A 23863-nucleotide genomic window follows, 5' to 3' on the forward strand; every position below is an offset into this window, starting at 1 on the left:
GTTGGCCAATGGGCAAGAGTGCTTATTCTACGTCATGCATGGCAAGAAAAAGAGGGTAATTTTCTCTGTTGCCCTTTTCCTGTTTTCACACTGCCCATTGACCTGTTTCTGAGAGAGTGCATTGCGAGCTTACACGCTGCCATGTTGGTCAAAGAAGGACAAAATCTCATCTAGGGTGCGGTTGCGGTATTCGTCGCGTTCAAACAGCAGTTCATGGCGCGCTCCGTCAATGGTCACCAGTTTGCTGCGAGAGTTGGTTTTGATGAGTTTACGAGCGAGCTGAGTTTGCGCGTCGTTGGCGACAATCTGATCGTCGCCCGCCTGCAAAATCAGCAGCGGAGTTTTCAGGTGGCGGGTCATCAACAAACACTGTTTGCACGCCATTAAACTCTGCCAGACCCAGCGGGTGCTGGCGCCGCCAATTCTCAGTTGTGGCATCTCATCATAGAGATTACGAAACCACTGGTAGCGCGCCTCACTTTGGCTGAGAAAGTTGCCCTCAAACGGTTTGGGATAATACGCCACTTGGCCGGGGGCAAATCTAGGAGTGGGGTAGACGGCGGTGAGGAACTGGCCAATCATGGGCGCGAAAGGCTTGAGGTAGGGCGCAATATTGACGCCAAACATCGGCGCGCTCAGCGCGGCGGCGTGGAAAAAGGCCTCTTTGTTCTCAATACCTTGGGTCTGTAAGTAACGTGTCACCACATTGCCACCCATTGAGTGGCCGAGAATAAAGCGCTCGTTATAACGCTCTAAGTTAAAGTGCGTCACCATGCTATCTAGGTCAAGGACATAGTCGTCAAACTCCTGCACGAAGCCCATCTCAGTGTCATCGATTAACCGGTCTGACAACCCTTGCCCGCGGTGATCGTAAGAGTAAACATCAAAGCCTTGCTGATAGAGATCGTAAAACAGCTCTTGGTATTTGATTGCGCACTCAATGCGACCATTCACCACCACCACGGCTTTGTTGTGATGCTCTGACGTCAATGCGGCCCAATAGAGCTTCTTTTTATCGCGCATGGCTAGGTAGCCTTCTTGGCGGCTCTGCCATAATTGCGCAATATCGGCATGGATCGCTTGCTCAAAATTTGTCTCTTGAGTATAACGAGGTCTGATGGGTGAAGGAGAAGGATTCATGGTATGGAGACCTATTGCTGCACCAAAGTAGAAACTCAATTATGTTGGGCAAACGCACGTTAGTCGAGAGGAAAACAAAATGGATATGCACTTATGGTTGGCTTATGTGCTGACCGCGATTGTGTTTAGCTTAGCGCCTGGCTCAGGCACAGTGAACTCGATCAGTAATGGTCTCAGCTACGGCACGCGTAAGTCACTTGCGGCCATTGCGGGCTTGCAGCTTGGCCTCGCCATCCATATCACCTTAGTCGGGGCGGGCATTGGTGCGATTGTCGCTCAGTCTGCTCTGGCGTTTAGCATCATCAAATGGGTTGGTGTGGTGTATCTGGTGTGGCTAGGCATTCAAAAATGGCGTGATAAATCAACGCTTGCCACTGCCGAGGTCAGCGCGGCACTGACCAGTGGTCAGCTGCTTCGCAATGCCACTTTGATTAATCTCACCAATCCTAAATCTATCGTGTTTTTGGTCGCTTTGTTTCCCCAGTTTATCGATCCTAAGGGCGATCAGCTGACTCAGCTGTTGGTGTTGGGAGCGACGACAGTGGTGATCGATTCTGTCGTGATGCTGGGATACACCAGTTTGGCAGCTCAAATGGGAAAATTTATTCGTTCCGGTCATGTTATGAGTAAAATCAATAAGCTATTTGGTTCCATGTTTGTCGGTTGTGGGGCATTATTGGCCACTGCAAAAGCATAATAGACACCCGCTAGGTCGTAGTCATGCGTGACACGTATGTGGCCCGCCAGCCAATTTTTAACGCTAAAAGACAAACCGTCGGTTACGAGTTGTTGTTTCGTGATGGAGAAAACAACGCGTATCCGGCGCACATTACCTCCAATCGAGCGACTTATCGCTTGATTGTGGAGAACTTCCTCTCGCTCGGCACCAATCCGTCGTTAGCGAAATCGCGCTGCTTTATCAATTTCCCTTACCAGAGTCTCATCCGCCGTTTGCCCGAATCGCTGCCCAAAGAGCAGATTGTGGTCGAAGTGCTGGAAACCTGCGAGCCAACCGATGAGCTGTTTGATGCCATTAAAGATCTTAGCCGCCAAGGGTATGTGATCGCACTGGATGATTTTGTTTATACCCCGCAGTGGAAACGCTTTTTGCCGTATGTGCAGATCATCAAGTTGGATGTGTTGGCATTGGGTTTGGAGGCGGCGTGTCAAATCGTCAAAGAACAAAAAAATCGTGGTATTAAACGGCAATATTTAGCAGAAAAAGTAGAGACAGAGGCGGAATACGTCGCCGCGCGTTCGGCAGGTTTTAGCTTGTTTCAAGGCTACTTTTTCAGTAAGCCGATTCTCTCCCGGCAGAAATACGTCACACCGGAACACTTGATTGCGATGGAGCTGCTCAAAGAGGTGTGCCAGCCTCGTGTTGATTTTGACAAGGTCGAAGCGATCGTCGCGAAAGACATCGCGTTGTCTTATCAATTGCTGCGGTTCGTCAATACCATGTCGGAGCGGCTGTCGGTCACCATCTCTTCATTTCGCCAAGCCTTGGTTTACCTCGGTGAGGATAAGCTGCGTGTCTTTGTCTCGTTGGCGGTGGCGTCATACATCTCGACCAACAAACCCGTAGAGCTGTATAACTTGTCGTTGCAGCGCGCGCAATTCTGCTTACTGATGTCGTATGACAATCCGTTCCAGCCTTATCGAGATCAAGCCTTCTTAATTGGTTTATTCTCAGTTTTGGATGCGCTGCTGGACTTACCGCTTGAGGATCTGGTGAGTCAGTTGCCACTCAATCGTGCGATTAAATTGGCTCTATTGGAGCGCCAAGGCCCTTACGGCGACTTATTGCTGCTGGAAGAGTGCTACGAACGCTGCGACTGGCACGGTATGCAGCAAGTGTGTAGAAAACTCAACCTCAGCGTGGATGACGTCATGCCGCGTATCAACGAAGCGCAGCGCTGGAGCCAAGACGTTAACCGTCTAGTGTAAAGCGCCTAATGTCAGGCGCGTCCATTGACAGCGCGCGACCTTGTTTGAAACTTTTATGACATTGCCACTCTCCCTCTTGATCTTCCTCTCCTGATAGATGAATATATATGAATATCCACATATGAGAATGTAGACAATGTTACCTCACCAATTCTTCAAGTTGTTGTCGGACGAGACTCGCGTTCGTTGCTTAATGCTGATCGTGCGCGAAGAGTGTTTGTGTGTCGGTGAGTTAACCGAGGCGCTGCAAGAGAGCCAACCGAAAATTTCTCGTCATCTTGCGTTGCTACGCTCAAACGGCATTTTGGTCGATGTACGTCAGGGCCAGTGGGTCTTTTATCGACTGGCCGCCGATTTGCCGGGATGGATGAACAAATTGATCGATGATCTGGTGGCTTCAAACTGCTTAAAGACGCAGTACCAACAAGATCAACAAAGGTTACACGCGATTCAGGCTCGCCCTGTGTGCTGCGTGTAGCGGTCTAAATGAATGATGAAACAGATTGCCAATTGAGAGAGAGTGCAACATGACAATTAAAGTAGGGATTAACGGATTTGGTCGTATCGGCCGTTTGGCGCTGCGCGCTGCGTTTGATTGGGATGAGCTGGAGTTTGTTCAAATCAATGATGTGGCGGGTGATACCGCGACGTTAGCGCACTTGCTAGAGTTCGATTCCGTGCAAGGCCGTTGGCATCATGAAGTGGGCGTTGAGGGCGATAGCATGATCATCAATGGTCAGCGTATTAAGACCACTCAATCGCGCGACATCGATGCCGTTGATTGGTCAGGATGTGATGTCGTGATTGAATCAACGGGCGTGCATCGCAAAACGTCATTTTTGAACCAATACCTTGCGCAAGGCGTGAAGCGTGTTGTGGTCTCTGCACCTGTCAAAGAAGAGGGTGTAGCGAACATCGTGGTGGGCGTGAACGATCATATTTTCGACCCTGAGGTCCATCAAATTGTGACGGCAGCGTCATGTACCACCAACTGTATTGCCCCCGTGGTGAAAGTCATTCATGAAAAACTGGGTATTGAGCAATCTTCGTTCACGACCATTCATGATTTGACCAACACGCAAACCATCTTGGATGCGCCGCATAAAGATTTACGCCGCGCGCGCGCGTGTGGGATGAGCCTAATCCCAACCACTACCGGCTCAGCAAAAGCGATCGTCGAAATCTTCCCAGAGTTAGAAGGCAAGATTAACGGTCACGCCGTACGTGTGCCACTGGCCAACGCCTCGCTCACCGACATTATTTTCGATGTGAGCCGAGACACCACCGCTGAAGAAGTGAATGCGCTCCTTAAAGAAGCGTCACAAGGCGAATTACAGGGCATTTTGGGCTTTGAAGAGCGTCCACTGGTCTCAATCGACTACAAGGGTGACCAACGCTCAACTATCGTAGATGCACTCTCGACTATGGTCGTTGGTGGCCGCATGGTCAAAATCTACGCTTGGTATGACAATGAAATGGGTTACGCCACTCGCACTGCTGAGTTGGTACGCAAAGTCGGTTTGGCATAAGGAGGATTGATCATGACACACCCAACATGGCAACTGGATTTAGAACAAGGTGCGTTGGTGCTGACGCCGTGTCCAGGTACAAAAGACGCAGACCTTGATGCCTCGCTTGAACAACTCAAAGCACAAGGTGTTGAAGCGATCGTCACTGCGCTCGACGATGCGGAATTAGCCAGTAAAGATGTCGCGGCGTTGGGCGAAAAAACCCAAGCGCTCGGTATGCAGTGGTTTCAAATTGAAATAGAAGACGACTGCGCCCCTGGCAGTGAATTTGCGGCTAAGTGGAAACTCGCTAGCCCAACGCTGCACCGTATTGTCGATAATGGCGGCAAAGTAGCGATGCACTGCATGGGCGGCTCGGGTCGTACCGGTCTATTCGCTGCCCATCTGTTGCTGGAAAAAAATTGGCCACTAGAGACCATCATTAAAGAAGTGCAGGCGCTGCGCCCGGGCGCATTCACTAAGCCTGTGCAAGTGGATTACATTCAATCCGTAGCTGGCTAACAACCGAAGAGCGCTTTTGGACTATGGCAACTCAAAAGCGCTCAAACATCGCGATAGGTGAATTATGTTCGCTAACCTGAGCAAAAGCGTCCGCCAATACATGTTGGTCACGTTTAATTACTGGAATTTCACCATCACCGATGGCGCCCTGCGTATGTTGGTGGTGCTTTACTTTCATGATCTGGGCTACAGCACGCTCGAAATTGCCTCATTGTTCTTGTTTTACGAGTTCTTTGGCGTCGTCACCAACTTGGTCGGCGGCTGGCTCGGTGCGCGTTTGGGCCTCAACAAGACCATGAATCTAGGGCTGGCGCTGCAAATCGGCGCGTTATTAATGTTGGCGGTGCCGAACGTTTGGCTGACCATCCCTTGGGTGATGGCGGCGCAGGCGTTATCGGGTATTGCTAAAGATCTGAACAAGATGAGCGCGAAAAGTTCGATCAAAACGTTAGTGCCGGATGAGCAGCAAGGTTCGCTGTATAAATGGGTCGCGATTTTAACCGGCTCCAAAAATGCCCTAAAAGGGGCGGGCTTTTTTATCGGTGGTTTACTGCTCTCGCTGGTGGGCTTTAAGTCCGCAGTATTGCTGATGGCAGGCGTGCTGACCTTGGTCTTTATTGGCAGTGTGCTGAGCTTAGACAGTGGTATGGGCAAAGCCAAAAACAAACCCAAGTTTACGCAGATTTTCTCTAAATCTGAGTCCATCAACATCCTCTCGGCAGCGCGCCTATTCTTGTTTGGCGCTCGTGATGTGTGGTTTGTGGTCGCCTTACCTATCTACCTAGGTTCTGTTTTTGGTTGGCAGCATTTGTGGGTGGGGGGATTTCTCGCTGCCTGGACCATCGCTTACGGCATAGTGCAAGGCTTGGCGCCGAAGATCACCGGCAAAGCGCAGGGCCGCGTGCCTGATGGTCATGCAGCGTTAGTCTGGGCCGGGGCACTCGCCGTCGTGACGGCGGCTATTGCCTATGCCGTGCAGATCGGTTGGCAACCGGAATGGGTGATTGTTGGTGGCTTAATGGTGTTTGGCGCGATATTCGCGGTCAACTCGTCACTGCACTCTTACCTGATTGTCAGTTATGCCAAGGGCGATGGTGTCTCACTGGATGTTGGCTTCTACTATATGGCCAATGCGATGGGGCGTTTGATCGGCACCATTCTTTCTGGCTGGGTATTTCAGGTGGCGGGCTTGGCGGCCTGCTTGTGGGTGTCGTTTGCGTTTTTGGCTCTAACGACGCTGATCTCATTGAAATTACCAAAAGTGAAACAGCCTGCCATTGCTTGATCGCTTGGTAGGAGTCTTCACAAAGCGCTGACGAAGTTTTCCCTTTTGTCAGCGCTTTTCTTGTTATAGTCGAGAGATCCCAGACAAGAGATCCATCCTATGCGCCAACGAGTCCTCTTTTTTGATTTGCTTCGCTGTGTTGCGGCTGTCGCTGTGATTGCCATTCATGTGCTCGCTCCTTACCGGCACGAATTGGGCGTTATTCCTTTTGAGCAATGGTGGACAGCGGTGGCAGTCAACGGGGTGACGCGTTGGGCCGTTCCGGTGTTCATTTTGATCAGTGGCGCCTTGATGCTGAGCGATACTCGCCCGTTTGATTTGCGCTATTACGTTCAGCGCCGTTTGGGTAAGGTGCTGATTCCGTTTGTCGTATGGTCGATTTTTTATGCCTATCTTTCAGGGTGGAGCGCGCAAGGTTTTGATGCTCAGACGGTCAAAGCGGTCCTGTTAGGTAGCGCCCAGCATGAAACTTACTATCACCTTGGCTTCTTCTATTACTTTATCCCGCTTTATTTTGTCATTCCTGTTTTTCAGTATGTGGTGAAGGAGTATGGCGATGGCGCGTTGTGGGCGTATGTCGCCATCTGGCTGCTTACCACGACCTTATATCTATTCCGAATTGATGGGCCATGGAGCCACGAGCTTTGGCTCTATAGTGGGTACTTACCTCTTGGCTACTTGCTCTATCAAAGAGTACCGCTCAACCGAACCTTGTTAGGGGTGAGCATGCTGCTTGGTGGTGTGGCCTTGTGGGTGACGGTGCACATGGTGGTGACGTACAGTGTTGCGTCGGGCGAATACACGGTCGGTCGCTGGCTCTCCTATAAAACCCTCAATGTGGTGTTGGCTGCCAGTATGGTGTTCATGCTGTGTCGAGGGCTGGGAGAACGCTTATCGCCGCAGGTGGCAAAAGGGGTAGGCGTGGTGAGTAAGCACAGTTTGGGGATCTACTTGTTGCATCCTATTTTTTTGTGGCCAATGAAAGAGTACGGTTGGTATCAAGGCCATCCTGCCTGGGTGATCCCATTGTGGATATTGCTTAGCGGCGCGGGCGCACTGCTCATGAGTCATTGCCTTTCTCTATCGAGTAAAACGCGCTGGCTACTCCCCTAACGCTGGCGTGCGAAGTGAAGAAAGGTGTCGCCCTGATAGGTCAGGGTGCCTTTGTCCCCTGGGTTTAGTGCGTGGTAGTAGTGGACGCCGACTTGAAATTCTCGCTTAGGCCCAAGCCGACCTTTTTGCACATAAATCCAGTATTCCAAATCATCTTCGCCGGGGGCGGCATGCTCGACCGGCACACTCTGTTTATCGAGTATCGTGACCTGCGCGCTCTGCTCCTGCGAGCCTTCGCCTTGCATGTGTTGGCGATAAAAGCGAACAAACAGTGCGCCGCTGATCAGCACAAACAGCACAATCGCGACAAACAGAGTAATAGGCATACAACGGGCTCCTCAAAAGTACCGCGTTAGTGTAATCCGCTTCAGGTGGGGATGTCAGATCCAGCCCACATATCTTAGTGACGTTTCAGTGGATTTCTCACATTTCTCGAGCGATATCACAGGCGGTGATGCCGTGTCCGTTCATGTTAGTTACTTGTTGATTCCTTTACACAAATTTACTCGAAACTGTGAAAAATTTGCCAAAACTGGATAGCGCATTGATTGAATTCTCCCTAAACTAACGGAGACGGAGGGAAATTATGTCTGATATTGAGAGTGTCATTACGAGAACTCGTAAAATCGAGAAGCTCCTTCGGACACAATATCACGCAGAGGGGAAAGGCTTGCATCAGCTTGTTACAAGTTGCGAAGAGCGTTTACCTCATGATGTGATTGGCAAGCTGCGTTATATCGCGACGATTCGGAACAAAGTGGTACACGAATACGATTACCAGCTTGAAGACCCAGCGAGTTTTCTCAACACGTGTGATGAGTGTGAAAAAGAACTGATCCCGCGAAGCAGTCGGTTTATTTGGCGAACGGCGATTGTGCTGATGACCATGGCGACCTTAGCGGCGCTGTTCTTCTATTATGCACATTGGGATGTTTTAACTAAGCACCTTGGTTAAAAGGCCATTAATCGATGTTTTGTGATTTGCGGATAAACAGCGCAGGTGTCGATAAGGTCGCCATAGATAGGTGGTAAAACAGGCAAAAACAAAAAAGGGACGCTACGGCGTCCCTTTTTTGTTTTTTACAATTCAGACTAGTACAACATCGGCAGTGTCATTAGGCCAACAACAACCGCGATCATTACAAGTCCTTGTTTTTGTGAAGAAGTAATCATAACACTGCTCCTTAATAGTGATGCTTAACTCTATGCCTTTTAGAATAGCAATAGTTTTGGGGGGTTATCAAGCTATTTTATCCCTATAGAGAAAAAGTGCTGTTAATTTTCTGTTAAAACTCCCGGTTTTTGCCTGTTTTTACCCGGTGAATGTTTGGTTTTTGTGTTGGTTTTTATTTGTTCTTGTGTGTGAATTTTAGTTTTAAGTGATTGTATTTTAATGTTTATGTATTCTGTTGTTCGTTCTATTTTTCTGATTTTTGTGTTTTATGGGGCTTATTTTTGGCTGGTGGAATTATTTTGGTTAAAGTCGTAGTTTTGCCGTTATGATTATCATTTTTTGTCGTGAATGAGAGGGTGAAGGGTGGCAGCGCACAGTCTAGAAAAGAGATAATTTGTAAAGACGGTTTTTTGTACTCCAAGATTTTTGTTTAACTTATTAATATGATTGGATTTGTTTCTGTTTTTCTTATCTGTTCTCTGGGTTTTTGCTTAGAAATGATCGCTTCATTGTCACATCACTCAATAGGGGCTGAGTTCGTCTGTTTTTCAGATTATTCCTACAAGCTGGCGTTTGGCATTGCTTGGTTGCGTTAAGCTTGAGCGCCTTGCAGAGAAAATCGTTGAGAAGCCTAATCAAGATCGAAGTTTTGATGGCGCGATCTGGACATCCGCTATCCCCCGCCTACACTGGCACCTCAGTTTAAAAGAGGTGAACACATGTGGAGCTGGCTGTCGGTCGCATTATCGAGCTTTATTAGTATCTCTGCCGATGAAAGCAATAACCCAAGACAAGCGGCATTGTTTAAAACAATGTCGTTGTTGATGTTGGTCGTCTTATTATGGAGTGATGGCGGCGCTGCGCCAGTCATTGCTGGATGGATTACGTTGGGCCTTCTGGTTTCCGTCGCGGCAGATAGCCTCTATTTGCTCGGCCGGTGGCCAAAGTGGTGTTTTTCTGCCTTTATTGCCGCCCAACTTTGCTATAGCACATCATTTTGGTTACAGCTCTCGGGAGAGATGGTGTGGTGGTTACCGGCCATGCTGCTTGCTATCGGGATTGTTTCCTTCTTCCTTTTGTTACCGAAATTGGACCAACTGATTTTTCCGGTTGTTGTCATGGGCAGCGTGTTATTGCAGCTCAACTGGGCGGCGGGTGAAGTGTGGTTGTCTCAGCACTCGCTCTCCTCAGCGCTGGGTTTTGTTGGGACGCTTGTGCTGACGGTCTCCGCGGTGCTGCTTGCCCTACATGATTATCGTCATCCAGTGAAAGGGGGGCGTTACCTGATTTCGGGCAGCTATATTTTGGCTCACTCTCTGATTACTGCGGCGATGATCCTCTAGCGTCAACGGGCTGTATCATTTAGGTTACCGCTTTACTGCCAATTTGATCGCGACATTGTTATACTTCGCCGACTTTTTATTTGGAGGTGAGTCATGGACATTTTATCTGCCGCGACCATGCTGTTTTTGATCATGGATCCGCTGGGCAATTTGCCGATTGTATTGTCGATTCTTAAGCACTTAGAGCCGAAACGTCGTCGTCGCGTCCTGATTCGTGAATTGCTGTTCGCGTTAGCGATTTTGCTGCTGTTCCTGTTTGCTGGTAAGGGCATCATGAACTTCCTTCACGTGCAGCCAGAAACCTTGAGTATCTCCGGCGGTATTATCCTCTTTATCATCGCAATCAAGATGATCTTCCCTAGTGCGGGTAGCATTACTGGCTTGGCGGCTGGGGAAGAGCCGTTTATTGTCCCGATGGCCATCCCTATGATTGCGGGCCCATCGGTGATCGCGGCGATTTTGCTGCTCTCTAGTCAACACCCTGACAAACTGCTGCAACTGTCGGGAGCGGTGATGCTCGCTTGGGGCGCGACCTTCTTTATCTTGATGTTCTATAACTTCTTCCACCGAATTTTGGGTGAGCGTGGTTTAAAAGCCGTTGAGCGCCTGATGGGGCTGTTGCTGATCATGATTTCAACTCAGATGTTCTTAGATGGTGTTAAAGGCTACCTGGGATAAATCGCTCGCAGCATTACGACGACTTCGCTGTAACGACACACGCCGCCCATTGGGCGGCGTGTGTCGTTACAGAAGATGATGTCTGAAAACGCTATCAGGAGTTTTGCATGTATTTTTGACGAATATGCAGTAAGGCAAACACGCCAAAAAAGAGAAAAGACCACTTCTCCCAAGCGCTGAGGTTGTAGGGCTTAGCGAACGCGCGAATAAAAATCGCAGATTGGATCCCGTGCATGATCAGCATAAAGGCAAACATCGCGTACAGGGCATACGCGGTGTTGCCAGGGAAGGGGGCGATGAGGTTCCACACCAGCACCAACCACACTAGGCTAAATAGGGCTTTTCCGGCCAGAATAAATAGAGGCATCGATCTCGTCCTTTTGTTCTCTGCTTGTTAGTTCTCGGTGTGCTGTCGCTCATACAGACGGTAACACACTTGACCGGCCACCTTTTCGCGGTGCAGGTGCCAATGAGCCGGAATGCAATCGAGCACCAACTCTTTCTCTGTTTCAATATAGATCATCGCATCGTCGGCCAACCAACCGTTTTGTTCGAGTAGGGTCACCACCTCATTCAATAAACCTTGGCGAAACGGCGGATCGATGAAGACAACATGGTGCGGTGTGCCGGCTTGGCGAAGGTACGCCAAGCTGTCGCCGTTGTGCACTTTGAGAGTGTCAGCCTTTAGCGCTTCAGCGTTCGCTTTCAGCTGCTTGAAAGCGGTAGGGTTGAGTTCAATCAATGTTACCTCATCCGCCTGACGAGAAGCCGCCTCAAACCCTAAGCTGCCAGAGCCTGCGAACAGATCCAGACATTTGGCTCTTGGCACGTCGCGCGCGATCCAGTTAAACAAGGTTTCCTTGACGCGATCGGTTGTGGGGCGCAACCCTTGGGCATCGTGAACAGGCAGCTTTCGCCCGCGCCAAATACCGCCAATGATGCGAACAAAGCCAGTGGATGGCTTATTTTGTGATGTGTTTTGCTGGCGACGTCTTACCATAGATTTTTTGACCGCTAATAAAGTGATACTATATCCAGTCGCTCAAGCAATGAGCGCGGTAATATAGCCCAATTTTCAGTAAGGACAGAGTGTAACGCATCATCTGAATGCAGGGAAAGCGTCACTCGGTCGTTAGCGTGCATTTATACAGGGTATGCAGCCTGTAATGCACGCGAAGTTAATAGTTACTATCTAGGAATGCTCCAGATGTCGGAAAAAAAGAAGCGCGGTTTACTCTCTTGGTTAGGTTTTGGTGACGAAGAGCAGACACAAGCCGAGAGCCGTGAATCAGCACAACAACAAGAAGCGCAGCCTGTCGAGTCGCCCGCCCAAGAGACACAGCCTGATGCCGAGGTGTCGCCAGAGCCTCGTGAGTCAGCCAATGAGCCAGCCAGTGAGGTTGATGTCGCCCCTGAGGTTGACGCTACACCTGAGGTGGTGGCCCCTCGTGTGGTTGAACAAGAGAAACCGACCGAGAGCTTTTTCGCACGTTTAAAGCGTAGCCTTGCACGCACCAAAGCCAACATAGGTGCAGGCTTTTTTGGTTTGTTCAAAGGTAAGCAGATTGATGACGAGCTATTTGAAGAGCTTGAAGAGCAGCTCTTGATTGCTGATGTCGGCATGGATACCACAGTCAAAATCATTGATTCATTGACAGAAAAAGCCACTCGTCAGCAATTAAAAGATGGCGAAGCGTTGTACGATCTCCTTAAAGACGAAATGGCGGATATCTTGGCCAAAGTCGAGCAGCCATTGGTGGTGGACAGCAGTAAAACGCCGTACGTGATTTTGATGGTCGGCGTGAATGGCGTTGGTAAAACCACGACGATCGGCAAATTGGCCAAGCAGTTCCAAGCACAAGGCAAGAGTGTCATGCTGGCCGCTGGGGATACCTTCCGCGCCGCAGCCGTTGAGCAACTGCAAGTATGGGGTGAGCGCAATAGCGTGCCCGTCGTCGCGCAGCACACCGGCGCAGACAGCGCCTCGGTCATCTATGATGCGATTGAATCTGCCAAAGCGAAAGGCGTGGATGTCGTCATTGCCGACACTGCAGGTCGCCTGCAAAACAAAGCCAACTTGATGGAAGAACTGCGCAAAATTGTGCGTGTCATGAAGAAAATCGATGATTCAGCGCCGCATGAAATTATGCTCACCCTAGATGCGGGTACTGGGCAAAACGCGATCAGCCAAGCCAAGCTATTTAGCGATGTGGCGCCATTAACCGGCATCACGCTGACTAAGTTGGATGGCACGGCCAAAGGTGGCGTTATTTTTGCGCTTGCGGATCAGTTCCAAATCCCGATTCGTTACATCGGTGTCGGGGAAGGCATTGACGATTTGCGCCCATTTGAAACACAAGAATTTATCAACGCACTGTTTAGCCGCGAAGATTAAGCTGACTGAGACCTGTGAGAGGACGTTCGGGTGATAAAATTTCAGCAAGTGAGTAAGGCGTACCGAGGCGGTCGTCAAGCGCTGCAAAAAGTAGACTTTCATTTGCGCCGAGGGGAGATGGCCTTTTTAGGTGGTCACTCCGGTGCAGGGAAAAGCACATTGTTAAAATTGATTTGTGCCATTGAACGTCCAACGGATGGAAAAATCAGTTTCAATGAGCACGACATCACTCGAATTCCAAGCAAAGACATTCCATTTTTACGCCGCAATATTGGCATTGTGTTTCAAGACCATCGTTTATTGATGGATCGCAGTGTCTTCGACAATGTGGCCTTGCCGATGCGTATTGAATCCATCTCGGAAAACGAAATTAAGCGCCGCGTCTCGGCGGCCTTAGACAAAACGGGATTACTGAATAAAGCCAAGTGCCTGCCGAGTCAACTCTCTGGTGGTGAGCAGCAGCGCGTCGGGATCGCTCGAGCCGTGGTCAATCGTCCGACGTTATTACTGGCGGATGAGCCGACCGGCAACCTCGACCCTGATCTCTCCAACCGAGTGGTGCGACTTTTTGAAGAGTTCAATCGTGCAGGCGTCACCATATTGCTTGCCACTCACGACGTCGGGCTGGTCAACACTCGGCCGCAATATCGCCATTTGGAACTGAATCAAGGTTTTTTGAGTGAGGTCGAAGATTATGGCCGCGAATAAGCGAGTGAAGACAAAGCAAGGCCGCGCGAGCCAGAATCGAGTCCAGCGTGATGGCTTTTTGTCGGTGCACTTTAAGCAGGCGCGGTTAGCGTTTGCGGCGCTCTGGTTTCGACCACTGGCAAACTTTTTGACCCTAGCGGTGATCTCCATGGCGCTCGCCATGCCCTCCGCTCTCTATTTGCTCGGTAAAAACATCGCCGCTGCCTCTAGTGACGTGACCAGCCCTTCGCAAGTGAGTGCTTACATTAAGCAGCAGACGCCAGAGCCGAAGGTGATGGTGCTAAAAGATCAGTTAGAGAGCCGAACTGAAGTCGCCAAAGTCGATTACATCTCGCCGCAACAAGGTTTAGAAGACTTTAGCCAGTACTCTGGCTTTGAACAGGCGATCTCATTGCTTGATAACTACGCGCTGCCGGGCGTGCTTATTATTACCCCAAGCAGCGATGACCAAGCGATGATCAAGCGCCTTGCGGCAGAGGTTGCAGAGCAAGAAGACATCGCCGATGTGCGTTTGGACGAAGATTGGCTGACAAAGCTCGATGCGATTAAGACACTGGTCACCGGGATCATCATTACGTTGTCTGTACTGATGCTCTGCTCCGTGTTTTTGATTGTTGGCAACACGCTGCGCTTCAATGTGTTGGCAAATAAAGAAGAGATTCAAACCATGAAGTTGATTGGCGCGACAGACAGCTTTATTTTGCGCCCCTATCTCTACTCGGGGATGTGGTTTGGTTTACTCGGCGCATTGAGCGCATGGATACTGACGGCCATCATTACCATCGTCCTTAATCACAGCGTAGAGCAATTAGCGCTGCTCTATGACAGCCGTTTTCGTCTTATCGGGCTCAGTTGGGATGAGTCGCTCTTACTGATCATGCTTGGCATCTTTCTAGGCTGCTTGGCGGCGAAAGTGTCGGCGCGGCGCCATTTAAAAGAAATTGAACCTGTTTAACAGGGCGTGGTCATAATAATGAAAAAAGTATACGGTAGCGTATACTTTCTATTGTGCCTGAGCGTGCTTTATGCATAATGGCAAATCCCAGCTTGAAACTTGTTCATTTTGAGTTCAAGATTGATGGGTTAAATTACACTCCAGATCAGAGATTGATGAGGATTTGAATGACTAACCAAGCGTATCCAATGGCGGTAGTAACTCAAGATAGCTTAGACAGCTACATCCGCTCCGTAAACAGCTACCCAATGCTGACCGCGGACGAAGAGCGTGAACTTGCCGAACGACTACACTATGACGGTGAAATTGAAGCCGCTAAAGGATTGATCCTTTCGCACCTTCGTTTCGTTGTGCATGTGGCTCGTGGTTATTCTGGTTACGGCCTACCTATGGCCGACTTAGTTCAAGAAGGCAACATCGGTTTGATGAAAGCGGTCAAACGCTTCAATCCCGAAGTTGGTGTACGTCTTGTCTCGTTCGCCGTGCACTGGATCAAAGCAGAGATCCATGAATACGTACTTCGCAACTGGCGTATCGTCAAGATCGCCACGACCAAAGCGCAGCGCAAACTCTTTTTCAACCTGCGTAAGTCGAAGAAACGCTTAGGCTGGTTCAACAACGGCGAGGTGGAAACCGTCGCAAGAGAGTTGGGTGTTGAGCCTTCAGAAGTGCGTGAGATGGAATCTCGTCTCGCTGCGCAAGACGCGACATTTGAGCTTTCTAGTGATGACGATGACACCGGTACATCTTACTCGGCTCCGATGCTTTACCTTGAAGATAAAGCCTCTGACGTCGCAGAAAATATCGAAGCGGCCAACTGGGAAGCTCATACCAACAATCGCTTGAGCCTAGCGCTTTCAAGTCTTGATGAGCGTAGCCAACATATCGTTCGCTCTCGCTGGTTAGATGACAACAAAGCGACGTTGCAAGAGTTAGCTGATACCTACAGCGTATCTGCTGAGCGTATTCGCCAGCTTGAGAAAAACGCGATGAAGAAGCTCAAAGCCGCAGTCGGCGAGTTTTAATCCGCTAACGCAAAGCGCGAAACACAAACATGAAAAGCCGAGGTCTTGTGACCTCGGCTTTTTGTTTGGATCGTATAAAGCATTTTATATTAACCAGTTGGCGATCATTTCAACGCTCACTCCTGTGTATAACTCTGTGGGGAATTTCTTGGCTAGATGTCAGAAAGCAGGGTGAATAAAGGCCTAATGGCGGGTTTTTCTATGGGGATATGTTTTGAATCACTCACAGAATAGTTATGATCATCACTACATATTGTGGATCTTTTTTAATTCAAACACTTTATCAACGCAATCCACAACTTTATCCACAGATGACGTCATTTTGATCGCTGGTGGATAACCTTATTAACCGACAGTACTTGTCCTCCGTTGGATAGGTTACAATGAGCGCAGACAATAAAAGCATAAAGAGAAAGTAAATGGACCAGTTTCAGCACATCGATGTTGCCTCTGCGCAGCAAATGATTGAGCAGCAAGGCGCGCGCCTAGTGGATATTCGTGATCCACAATCCTTTGCCGTTGCGCATGCTACGCATGCGTATCATCTGACCAACGACACCATGGTGGCCTTTATGGACGAGGTGGAGTTTGACCAGCCGGTTTTGGTGATGTGTTATCACGGGATCAGCAGCCAAGGTGCGGCGCAATATTTAGTGAACCAAGGGTTTGAGCAGGTATACAGTGTGGATGGTGGTTTTGAAGCCTGGCATCGCGCTGGGCTACCTACCGTGCAGACGGCTTAACCCCAATCTTTCAGGATAACCTAATGGTAAGAGTGACCACCATCAAGAACCCCAGAATGGGCCAAGCTTTTGTTGATTACATGGCGGCTCGTAGAATCACCGTTGGCATGATGCGCGATGAGGAGAGTGACGACTTTGTCTTATTCCTCAAAGAAAGTGAGCATTATGATCTGGTGATGCAGGAGCTTGAGCAATTTCTGGCTAACCCGAATGCAGATAAGTACCACGCTGCGTCGTGGGAGGTGGCGGATACCCGAGTCAATCCTTTCCAGTACCGTTCACCCAGTTTCATCGCGATGATCAAAGCGAAAGCCGGGCCGATCACTTTAGCCGTCATGCTGCTATGTGTGGTGATTTTTGTTCTTCAGCAGATAGGTCAAGGGCGAGCGATTTTCCTCGCGCTTCACTTCCCTGCGGACGCTAGCCAGCAATGGCAGCTCTGGCGCTGGCTCAGTCATGCGGTGTTGCATTTTTCGGCGTTGCACATCGTGTTCAATTTACTTTGGTGGTGGCAACTTGGCGGTGATATAGAGCAGCGACTGGGTCAAGGGAAGCTGTTGCAACTGTTTGTCCTTTCGGCGGCACTCTCAGGCGCTGGGCAGTATTGGGTTGAAGGCGCCAACTTTGGCGGCCTCTCTGGTGTGGTGTACGCGTTGGTTGGATACATCTGGATGATGGGCTACAAGGCGCCCGCGCTCGGTTTGATGATGCCAAAACAGGTGATTGGGTTTATGTTGGTTTGGTTGGTGCTTGGCTTTATGCAGCCCTTTATGGCCATTGCCAATACCGCTCACTTGGTGGGGCTGTTGTCTGGGGTTGGCTTAGGGTTACTCGATGCGAGCAAAGCCAAATACCAAGGGTAGGGACAAAATAGAAAACGCCGCGTTAGCGGCGTTAACAGACCTATCGAGATTGACGGGTGCACGTTTACTGGTAGAGATATTTAGTAAACAGCAGATCCGCGATGACGGTTTTTCCGGTTTCCGGCAGTAAAATCGAGTTGAGCTCTTCGACTAGGCTTTTACGCAAGTCTTCTCGTCCTGCCAGCGAGGTGATGGTGTCTTTTGACTGCTGCCCGAGCAACTCGATCACGGCATCACGAATCAAAGGCTGATGCAGCTCAATCACCGCCAAATCGGCTTGATTAGCAACCATGATGTCAATGCGCACCTGAACGTAGCCCAAATCTTTACCCTTGGTATAAAAATTCGTGGTGAGATCCGGTTCCAGCGTGAAATACGCCAGTTGAGGCCCGCCTTCCTTTTCTGCCAAGGAGGGGAGGCTAACGAGCAGACTCGCAGCAACAAAAAGCTGCGCTAGGTAACGTTTCATCATAGTGGGCGATTTTCTTTCTTCTTTTCACGATATTCGAAAGGTCAGAGTCTTGTTACAATGTTGCCTCTGTCTGTGATTAAAAGAGGCGTTGAACACTCGATACCGTGGTTAACGTTGTTATTTAAGCTTTATTTTACGATATAAAGCTGACTATTGAATACTAGTATGAATCCATCAACTTCGCATTGTTTGTCTGCCCTACGAGAGGTCGAATGGCATGATCCCGACCAGTTTAGCTTTCCAACGCCGATCGCCAAAGATTGGCTGTTAGAACAGGGCTCATTGTCACGTTTATTGGAATCGTATTGCCAAACCTTAAGTGTCGATTTGCTGCACAACCGCATTGTGTCATCGGAACGTTTGAATGCCCAAGAGATCGCCTTGTTGAGCCACGAAGCGTGTTTGTTACGTAAAGTGGTATTGAAAGGCGATGAGACCGCTTGGGTGCTAGGGCGGACCTTAATTCCTCAATCCTCACTGCAAGAGCAGCATGTTGATTTGACCGCGCAAGGCGAGATCCCACTTGGACTGACCGTCTTTAGCGCCGACAACGTCAAACGTGATGCACTGCAAGTTGGCTGGGCACAGGTCGAGGGAGGCCGTTTATTGGCGCGCCGCTCCCGATTGTGGATGAACCATAAACCCATGCTGGTTGCCGAGCTGTTTCTGCCTACCGCCCCGATTTACACTAAGGAGAGTGTGCAATGAGCGCTTCAAAAGCCATCGCCTATTGGCAACTGATGCGAATGGACAAACCGATAGGGACGCTACTGCTGCTTTGGCCGACACTATGGGCATTGATCATTGCCGGGCAAGGGCGCCCTGATCCTATGGTGCTCATTGTCTTTGTTCTGGGTGTCATCTTTATGCGCGCCGCAGGGTGCGTGATTAATGACTTTGCTGACCGTCGTGTTGATGGCCATGTTAAGCGCACGCAGCAGCGTCCGTTACCGTCTGGGCGCGTGTCGGCGAAAGAAGCGGTCGGTCTGTTTCTTATCTTGGCGGTGGCCTCATTTCTATTAGTGCTGACCATGAATCCGCTCACCATCCAACTGTCGTTTGTTGGGCTGTTTTTGGCGTTCATCTATCCATTTATGAAGCGCTATACCCATCTACCTCAGCTGTTTCTTGGCTTAGCGTTCAGTTGGTCCATTCCAATGGCTTGGGCTGCGCAGGCGAATACCTTGCCGATGATGGCGTGGTTTATTTTTGCCATTAACGCTCTGTGGACGATTGCTTATGACACGCAATACGCCATGGTTGATCGCGACGATGATTTGAAGATAGGCATTAAGTCGACCGCGATTCTGTTTGGTCGCCGTGATAAAACCATCATTGGCGCGCTGCAACTGACCACGCTAGCGATGCTGATTTATGTGGGTGTCTACTATGCGCTTGGCGCGAGTTACTACTGGAGCTTGCTGGTGGTGGGGGCGTTGTTTGTTTTTCAGCAGCATTTGATTCGTCATCGTGAGCGAGACTTGTGCTTTCGCGCCTTCCTTAATAACAACTATGTGGGGTTGAGTGTCGCGATAGGACTGGCGATCGCGTTTTGGTAACCGTTTCGTCACCCTCTTGTTTCGAGCGCTAAGGTTCTCTAGATAGGAGAGGGGATATGCAAAGGGCACGATCATCGTGCCCTTTGTGGTTTATCGCGTCGCATCCACCGACTGATAAATGCTTTCTTGTATGGTCAAGCGTACTTCAGGGTAGAGCATCGAGTAGAGCAATGATGCGTAGGCTTGGCTCTTGTCTAAATCGCAGTTGCCTTCCACATCGAGGTAGCCTTGCTGCTTGAGCGTTGTGAATAACGCCGCAAACACCCCTTTATCGAAGAACTCAGGTGCGTTAATGCCATGCAGTCGACCAAGGCGCTGTGCAATGTCTTGGCTCTGCTGCTCCAAATCGCTCTTGCCTAGTTCTGGGTTGGCTACCAACAAGTTGAGCGCAATTGCGTAGCGCTGCAATGTCTCGCTGATGGTGCGACCAAGCAGGACCAGCACTTGGCTGTTGGCTTGGTTGATGGAGACCTGCTCTTCGTGGTCGATGTTCACCAGGCCTTGGCGCGCAATCTCTTCGATGTAGGACTCGGTAAGTTCATCGAGTCGAGACTCCTCAATACTCAAAAACAGCTCTTGCTTTAAGAACGGGTACACTAAGGCAACGTTTTGTTTGATCTGCTCTAGGCTCATCGCTTGGTGACGCACCAACATTTGGGCAATCAATGAAGGCAAGGCGAGCAGATGGATGATGTTGTTGCGGTAGTAGGTCATCAAAATCGATTGGTTGCGATCGAGTGACACAATCTCGCCCATCGAGTCGGTTTCTAGCACAAACTTATCCAACGTTTCAGAGTGTTGCACTAACGCTTCTGCGCTCTCTGTCGGTACCGTGTAGGTCGATGAGTAAGGCACATTGCGCAAAATCGAGAGATAACAATCGATTTGGCTGACGAGATTATCGCGCGATAACGCTCGCTGCCTTGATGCGAGCAGCGCCGTGGCACACAAGGTCAGCGCATTGGTAGCGGCCGCATCGTTAATGTGGGTCATCATTTTGGTCGCTAGTGTATTGACCACTGGGTTGAGCCACTGTGGCCTAGAAGCGCCCATCGGATCGATATCTTTCGTCCATTCCGGTGCCTGCTCATTGAGGAACTGGTTGAGTGGGATCGGCTCACCAAAGTTGACGTAGCCTTGTCCGAAGTTACGCAGTTTACGGATGGTGCGCAGCACTAAGCTCGCGTTTTCCTTCTCTTTGCGCTTGCCGCGCAGCTCTTTAGCGTACGTCCCCACTTCCATCACGTGCTCGTAGCCGATGTAGACAGGCACAAGCGTCACCGGACGATTGAGTCCACGCAGCATCGCTTGGATGGTCATCGCAAGCATACCGGTTTTGGCTTGCAGCAAACGTCCGGTACGAGAACGCCCGCCCTCAGAGAAGTATTCAACCGAGTAGCCTTTGGCAAACAGTTCAGCAAGGTACTCGCGGAAAATCGTCGAGTAAATTTTGTTGCCTTTAAAACTGCGACGGATAAAGAAGGCGCCGCCGCGACGGAAAATCGGTCCGGCGGGGAAAAAGTTCAGGTTAATACCAGCCGCGATGTGCGGCGGTACCATGCCCTCGTGATACAAGACGTAAGAGAGCAATAGGTAATCCATATGGCTACGATGGCACGGCACGTAGACAATCTCGTGGCCATCTTGAGCGAGCTTGCGCACCGCTGCGGCATTGTTGATGTTCAAGCCTTGATAGATTCGGTTCCACAGCCAGCCCAAAATGCGATCGCCGCTTTTGACCAAGGAGTAAGAAAAGTCTGCCGCGATTTCATCCATGATGTCATGCGCCGCTTTGCGCGCTTTTTCAATGGAAATGTCTTTGGCTTTCGCTTCATCCTCAATCGCTTTCTCAATCGCTTTGGATTTGAGTAAGCGTTGAAATAGTGCTTGGCGACTCGGTAAGTTTGGCCCAGAGGCGGCCAGTTTCTGACGCGAGAAATGAATGCGCGCCACACGAGCGAGTTTGTGTGCAATCGACGAATCGGTCCCATGCGCATCCGCCATATAGCGTAGAGAGACCACAGGGCTGATGCGTACTAAACAATCTCGACCAGAAAACAGCACCGCTTTGGCTTTTTGTGGGCCGTTTAGCGACTGCAAATAAGGCTTATGCGAAGACTCTCGGCCTGGTTTTCGTCCCCACAGCACGGTGGCAGGGATCATCTGAACGTCCAGTTCGCTATCGAATTTGTGCAGTTCGAGCAGCTCAGAAAATAGCGCCACGGATTCGCGAGGCACATCATCGTCTCGGCTCACCACAGTATTGCGCGCCGAGGTGAATACGTAGCGATGGAAACATTTGCCGTTGATTTCTAGCGGCGTTAACGGATCCGGCAAGCCAAGTCTTTGCGTCTGCTTTTGCAGGGCGAGCAAGTCAACACTTGAGCGGTATGGCAATGCGTAGATAATCGGTTTGTCGACATCGATATTGTGATCAGCAATCGGATCGGAAGGAATCGCCGTCCCTTTGACTAAGACTGACAGTGGCAGCTTTAACAAAGATCGCGAGAAAGAGTGTCCAGAAGACATAAAGGTTCTTAGCCTCAAAAATCAAAAGTATGCCAAAGCGCATTTCCACTTCTGTCACGGCCGTTGGGTGTGAGCGTTTGACGCCTCTCACCGAGCCTCCTGAGAAGTGGAAATAAGCCCAAGCGGGTTTTCAGCTGGCAAGGATAGCAGAAACTGGTCAAACCTTTTAACGATAATTGAGCATGAAAGCATCAATGTGAGGTAAATAGCTTAAGCCCGACCAGAAAATAAAATCCGTCATTAACCCTTTCCTTTTTCTCAATACTGGATATACTCACAGTTAACTGTATAAAAAGACAGGTGACTTATGAAGCCCTTAACGCCCCGCCAACAACAAGTTTTTGACCTCATCAGAAGTAAAATTGATGAGACCGGAATGCCGCCAACCCGCGCTGAAATTGCCCGTGAGCTCGGTTTTCGCTCTGCCAATGCAGCGGAAGAGCACTTGAAAGCGCTCGCACGTAAGCAAGTGATTGAAATTATTCCCGGTGCCTCAAGAGGTATTCGTGTGTTGTTGAACGATGCCGCTAATGACGACGAAGGGCTGCCACTGATTGGCCAAGTCGCTGCGGGCGAACCTATCTTGGCTCAGGAACATGTTGAGGCACACTACCAAGTGGACCCGAGTATGTTTAAGCCACAGGCTGACTTCCTACTGCGCGTTCACGGCGAGAGTATGAAAGACATCGGCATTATGGATGGCGATCTACTAGCAGTTCATAAGACACAAGACGTTCGTGATGGCCAAGTGATTGTCGCGCGTGTCGATGATGACGTGACGGTAAAGCGTTTGGAACGTAAAGGGTCAACGGTACTGCTTCACGCTGAAAATGAAGAATTTTCGCCAATCAAGGTCGATTTAACTAGCCAAAACCTGGCGATTGAAGGTCTAGCGGTTGGCATCATTCGCAATACCGACTGGATGTAATTCGACGTCGAGTCCTCTGAGTCAGTCTTGCCTTTGAGAGCAACATCAAGATGCGTTCGCTTGCGCTTGATGTTGCAATTGATATTCATTATCATTTCTTCATTCGCGATAGAGAGATAATGAGCATGGCTTCCCGGCACCACAACGCGCATTCGCGCTATCAAATCCCCGCCAATCTTTTGCAGCCCTTGTGGCTTCGCAGTCGTGAAAGCCTTGTCGATAATGGCTTGGTTTACGATCCTATCGCCGCTAACGCGTGCCGACATTGTGAGTTAGCGCCAGAGTGTTTATCGGGCGATATTCCTCAAAAACAGCTGCTCCATGCGACCATTACACAGCTGTGTGACCTGCAAGTGAAACACTTTATCCAACATAACCCAGACGGCTGGATTATTAATGTTGGCGCTGGGCTGGATACTCGGTTCTACCGAGTCGACAATGGCCGTTGCCATTGGCTCGAACTGGATGTCACCGAAAATCTATTGTGGCGGCAAAAGCTGTTTCATCGCAGTGAGCGCTACCACCATTTATGCGGCAGTGTTACCGATTTGAGTTGGATGTCGTCTCTACCTATCGGGGAAAAATCTCCAGTGATGATTGTGTGCGAATGTGCACTGCTTGATGGCAATGAACGACAAATTGCCCGTTTCATTCAAGCCATGGGGTGTCACTTTGACAGTGCCCGAGCGTGCTTGGTGTTGGCCGGAGACCTAACACCCAGTGCATTGGGGCAGAAAATGGGCTCATCACACTACGCGCACGGTTATAAGTCGGCCGATGAGATGGTTAAACGCATACTACCTTGGGCAAGTTCAGTGAAACTCTTTTCGCCTTTAGATCAGCACTGTCATCGTTGGAAGCTGTGGCAACGATGGCTGAGAAAAATTCATCGCCTCAAGCATCGTTTAACGCCCGTGGTGGTTCAGCTGCGCTGGTGATAAGGTTACACTGGACACATCGTCCTTAAGTGAATTCC

26 protein-coding genes are annotated in these 23863 nt (G+C 49.8%); 20 read left to right on the forward strand and 6 right to left on the reverse strand.

Annotated elements, in window-relative coordinates; all coding sequences use genetic code 11:
- Positions 1 to 129: 129 nt before the first annotated feature.
- Positions 130 to 1140, reverse strand: a complete 1011-nt coding sequence (locus AC6R1A_RS18175; protein WP_500633485.1) for an alpha/beta fold hydrolase — start codon at positions 1138 to 1140, stop codon at positions 130 to 132.
- Positions 1141 to 1219: 79 nt separating this feature from the next.
- Here AC6R1A_RS18175 and rhtB point away from each other — a divergent pair, with 79 nt between their 5' ends.
- The 7 genes from rhtB (at position 1220) to AC6R1A_RS18210 (ending at position 7515) form a co-directional block, all read left to right on the forward strand.
- The gene (gene rhtB / locus AC6R1A_RS18180; RefSeq protein ID WP_334555606.1) at positions 1220 to 1837 is read left to right on the forward strand and encodes a homoserine/homoserine lactone efflux protein; all 618 of its coding nucleotides are present in this window, start codon (positions 1220 to 1222) and stop codon (positions 1835 to 1837) included.
- Between the two features lie 23 nt (positions 1838 to 1860).
- Complete coding sequence (locus AC6R1A_RS18185; protein WP_500633484.1) at positions 1861 to 3087, forward strand: EAL and HDOD domain-containing protein; 1227 nt, start codon at positions 1861 to 1863, stop codon at positions 3085 to 3087.
- Between the two features lie 136 nt (positions 3088 to 3223).
- Entirely contained in the window at positions 3224 to 3565 is a 342-nt protein-coding gene (locus AC6R1A_RS18190; protein WP_487902831.1) for a metalloregulator ArsR/SmtB family transcription factor, read from the forward strand.
- Positions 3566 to 3614: 49 nt separating this feature from the next.
- Positions 3615 to 4616: an ArsJ-associated glyceraldehyde-3-phosphate dehydrogenase gene (locus AC6R1A_RS18195; protein ID WP_500632147.1), complete on the forward strand. Its 1002-nt coding sequence runs from the start codon at positions 3615 to 3617 to the stop codon at positions 4614 to 4616.
- Positions 4617 to 4628: 12 nt separating this feature from the next.
- Positions 4629 to 5117 (forward strand): cyclin-dependent kinase inhibitor 3 family protein, encoded by a 489-nt coding sequence (locus tag AC6R1A_RS18200; protein WP_500633483.1) that lies wholly within the window; start codon positions 4629 to 4631, stop codon positions 5115 to 5117.
- Positions 5118 to 5181: 64 nt separating this feature from the next.
- Positions 5182 to 6402: an organoarsenical effux MFS transporter ArsJ gene (gene arsJ, locus AC6R1A_RS18205; RefSeq protein ID WP_500632149.1), complete on the forward strand. Its 1221-nt coding sequence runs from the start codon at positions 5182 to 5184 to the stop codon at positions 6400 to 6402.
- A gap of 99 nt (positions 6403 to 6501) precedes the next feature.
- Positions 6502 to 7515 (forward strand): acyltransferase, encoded by a 1014-nt coding sequence (locus AC6R1A_RS18210; protein WP_500632150.1) that lies wholly within the window; start codon positions 6502 to 6504, stop codon positions 7513 to 7515.
- Here AC6R1A_RS18210 and AC6R1A_RS18215 read toward each other — a convergent pair.
- Positions 7512 to 7841: a DUF2500 domain-containing protein gene (locus AC6R1A_RS18215; RefSeq protein WP_334555599.1), complete on the reverse strand. Its 330-nt coding sequence runs from the start codon at positions 7839 to 7841 to the stop codon at positions 7512 to 7514. The genes AC6R1A_RS18210 and AC6R1A_RS18215 overlap by 4 nt on opposite strands.
- A gap of 260 nt (positions 7842 to 8101) precedes the next feature.
- Here AC6R1A_RS18215 and AC6R1A_RS18220 point away from each other — a divergent pair, with 260 nt between their 5' ends.
- The 3 genes from AC6R1A_RS18220 (at position 8102) to AC6R1A_RS18230 (ending at position 10710) form a co-directional block, all read left to right on the forward strand.
- Positions 8102 to 8470 (forward strand): DUF4145 domain-containing protein, encoded by a 369-nt coding sequence (locus AC6R1A_RS18220; protein ID WP_487902836.1) that lies wholly within the window; start codon positions 8102 to 8104, stop codon positions 8468 to 8470.
- A 938-nt stretch (positions 8471 to 9408) separates the two neighbouring features.
- Positions 9409 to 10032, forward strand: a complete 624-nt coding sequence (locus AC6R1A_RS18225; RefSeq protein ID WP_500633482.1) for a lysoplasmalogenase — start codon at positions 9409 to 9411, stop codon at positions 10030 to 10032.
- A 93-nt stretch (positions 10033 to 10125) separates the two neighbouring features.
- Positions 10126 to 10710, forward strand: a complete 585-nt coding sequence (locus tag AC6R1A_RS18230; protein WP_334555596.1) for a YhgN family NAAT transporter — start codon at positions 10126 to 10128, stop codon at positions 10708 to 10710.
- A gap of 94 nt (positions 10711 to 10804) precedes the next feature.
- On the opposite strand, the gene AC6R1A_RS18235 is transcribed toward AC6R1A_RS18230, so the two are convergent.
- On the reverse strand, positions 10805 to 11077 hold the full coding sequence (locus tag AC6R1A_RS18235) for a DUF1145 domain-containing protein (protein ID WP_334555595.1): 273 nt from the start codon (positions 11075 to 11077) through the stop codon (positions 10805 to 10807).
- A 27-nt stretch (positions 11078 to 11104) separates the two neighbouring features.
- Positions 11105 to 11710 carry a 16S rRNA (guanine(966)-N(2))-methyltransferase RsmD gene (gene rsmD, locus AC6R1A_RS18240; RefSeq protein ID WP_500633481.1) on the reverse strand — a complete coding sequence of 202 codons (606 nt, stop codon included), beginning with the start codon at positions 11708 to 11710 and terminating at the stop codon, positions 11105 to 11107.
- 207 nt (positions 11711 to 11917) lie between these two features.
- Here rsmD and ftsY point away from each other — a divergent pair, with 207 nt between their 5' ends.
- The 6 genes from ftsY to glpG all read left to right on the forward strand — a co-directional run bounded on the left by ftsY (position 11918) and on the right by glpG (position 17399).
- Entirely contained in the window at positions 11918 to 13105 is a 1188-nt protein-coding gene (ftsY, locus tag AC6R1A_RS18245; RefSeq protein WP_500627813.1) for a signal recognition particle-docking protein FtsY, read from the forward strand.
- 30 nt (positions 13106 to 13135) lie between these two features.
- Positions 13136 to 13813 (forward strand): cell division ATP-binding protein FtsE, encoded by a 678-nt coding sequence (gene ftsE / locus AC6R1A_RS18250; RefSeq protein WP_500633480.1) that lies wholly within the window; start codon positions 13136 to 13138, stop codon positions 13811 to 13813.
- Positions 13800 to 14768 carry a permease-like cell division protein FtsX gene (gene ftsX, locus AC6R1A_RS18255; RefSeq protein WP_500627814.1) on the forward strand — a complete coding sequence of 323 codons (969 nt, stop codon included), beginning with the start codon at positions 13800 to 13802 and terminating at the stop codon, positions 14766 to 14768. Before ftsE ends, ftsX begins: the two co-directional genes overlap by 14 nt.
- Before the next feature lie 167 nt (positions 14769 to 14935).
- The gene (rpoH, locus tag AC6R1A_RS18260; RefSeq protein ID WP_334555590.1) at positions 14936 to 15793 is read left to right on the forward strand and encodes an RNA polymerase sigma factor RpoH; all 858 of its coding nucleotides are present in this window, start codon (positions 14936 to 14938) and stop codon (positions 15791 to 15793) included.
- A 419-nt stretch (positions 15794 to 16212) separates the two neighbouring features.
- The gene (glpE, locus tag AC6R1A_RS18265; protein WP_334555589.1) at positions 16213 to 16536 is read left to right on the forward strand and encodes a thiosulfate sulfurtransferase GlpE; all 324 of its coding nucleotides are present in this window, start codon (positions 16213 to 16215) and stop codon (positions 16534 to 16536) included.
- Positions 16537 to 16559: 23 nt separating this feature from the next.
- Positions 16560 to 17399, forward strand: coding sequence for a rhomboid family intramembrane serine protease GlpG (gene glpG / locus AC6R1A_RS18270; protein ID WP_334555588.1), 840 nt, complete (start codon positions 16560 to 16562; stop codon positions 17397 to 17399).
- Between the two features lie 64 nt (positions 17400 to 17463).
- Here glpG and AC6R1A_RS18275 read toward each other — a convergent pair whose 3' ends face one another.
- The gene (locus tag AC6R1A_RS18275; protein ID WP_500632156.1) at positions 17464 to 17871 is read right to left on the reverse strand and encodes a flagellar basal body-associated protein FliL; all 408 of its coding nucleotides are present in this window, start codon (positions 17869 to 17871) and stop codon (positions 17464 to 17466) included.
- A gap of 165 nt (positions 17872 to 18036) precedes the next feature.
- On the opposite strand from AC6R1A_RS18275, the gene AC6R1A_RS18280 reads away from it, so the two are divergent.
- Together AC6R1A_RS18280 and ubiA are read left to right on the forward strand one after the other, a co-directional pair.
- Positions 18037 to 18579 (forward strand): chorismate lyase, encoded by a 543-nt coding sequence (locus AC6R1A_RS18280; protein ID WP_334555586.1) that lies wholly within the window; start codon positions 18037 to 18039, stop codon positions 18577 to 18579.
- Entirely contained in the window at positions 18576 to 19430 is an 855-nt protein-coding gene (ubiA, locus tag AC6R1A_RS18285; RefSeq protein ID WP_487902842.1) for a 4-hydroxybenzoate octaprenyltransferase, read from the forward strand. Before AC6R1A_RS18280 ends, ubiA begins: the two co-directional genes overlap by 4 nt.
- Before the next feature lie 90 nt (positions 19431 to 19520).
- Here ubiA and plsB read toward each other — a convergent pair whose 3' ends face one another.
- Positions 19521 to 21959, reverse strand: coding sequence for a glycerol-3-phosphate 1-O-acyltransferase PlsB (gene plsB, locus AC6R1A_RS18290; protein ID WP_500633540.1), 2439 nt, complete (start codon positions 21957 to 21959; stop codon positions 19521 to 19523).
- A 307-nt stretch (positions 21960 to 22266) separates the two neighbouring features.
- Here plsB and lexA point away from each other — a divergent pair, with 307 nt between their 5' ends.
- On the forward strand, positions 22267 to 22887 hold the full coding sequence (gene lexA, locus AC6R1A_RS18295) for a transcriptional repressor LexA (protein WP_500632159.1): 621 nt from the start codon (positions 22267 to 22269) through the stop codon (positions 22885 to 22887).
- Between the two features lie 125 nt (positions 22888 to 23012).
- Positions 23013 to 23825 (forward strand): class I SAM-dependent methyltransferase, encoded by an 813-nt coding sequence (locus tag AC6R1A_RS18300; RefSeq protein ID WP_500633541.1) that lies wholly within the window; start codon positions 23013 to 23015, stop codon positions 23823 to 23825.
- Positions 23826 to 23863: the final 38 nt, after the last annotated feature.

It is taken from the genome of Vibrio sp. R10-SG3-ISO3, assembly GCF_059834225.1.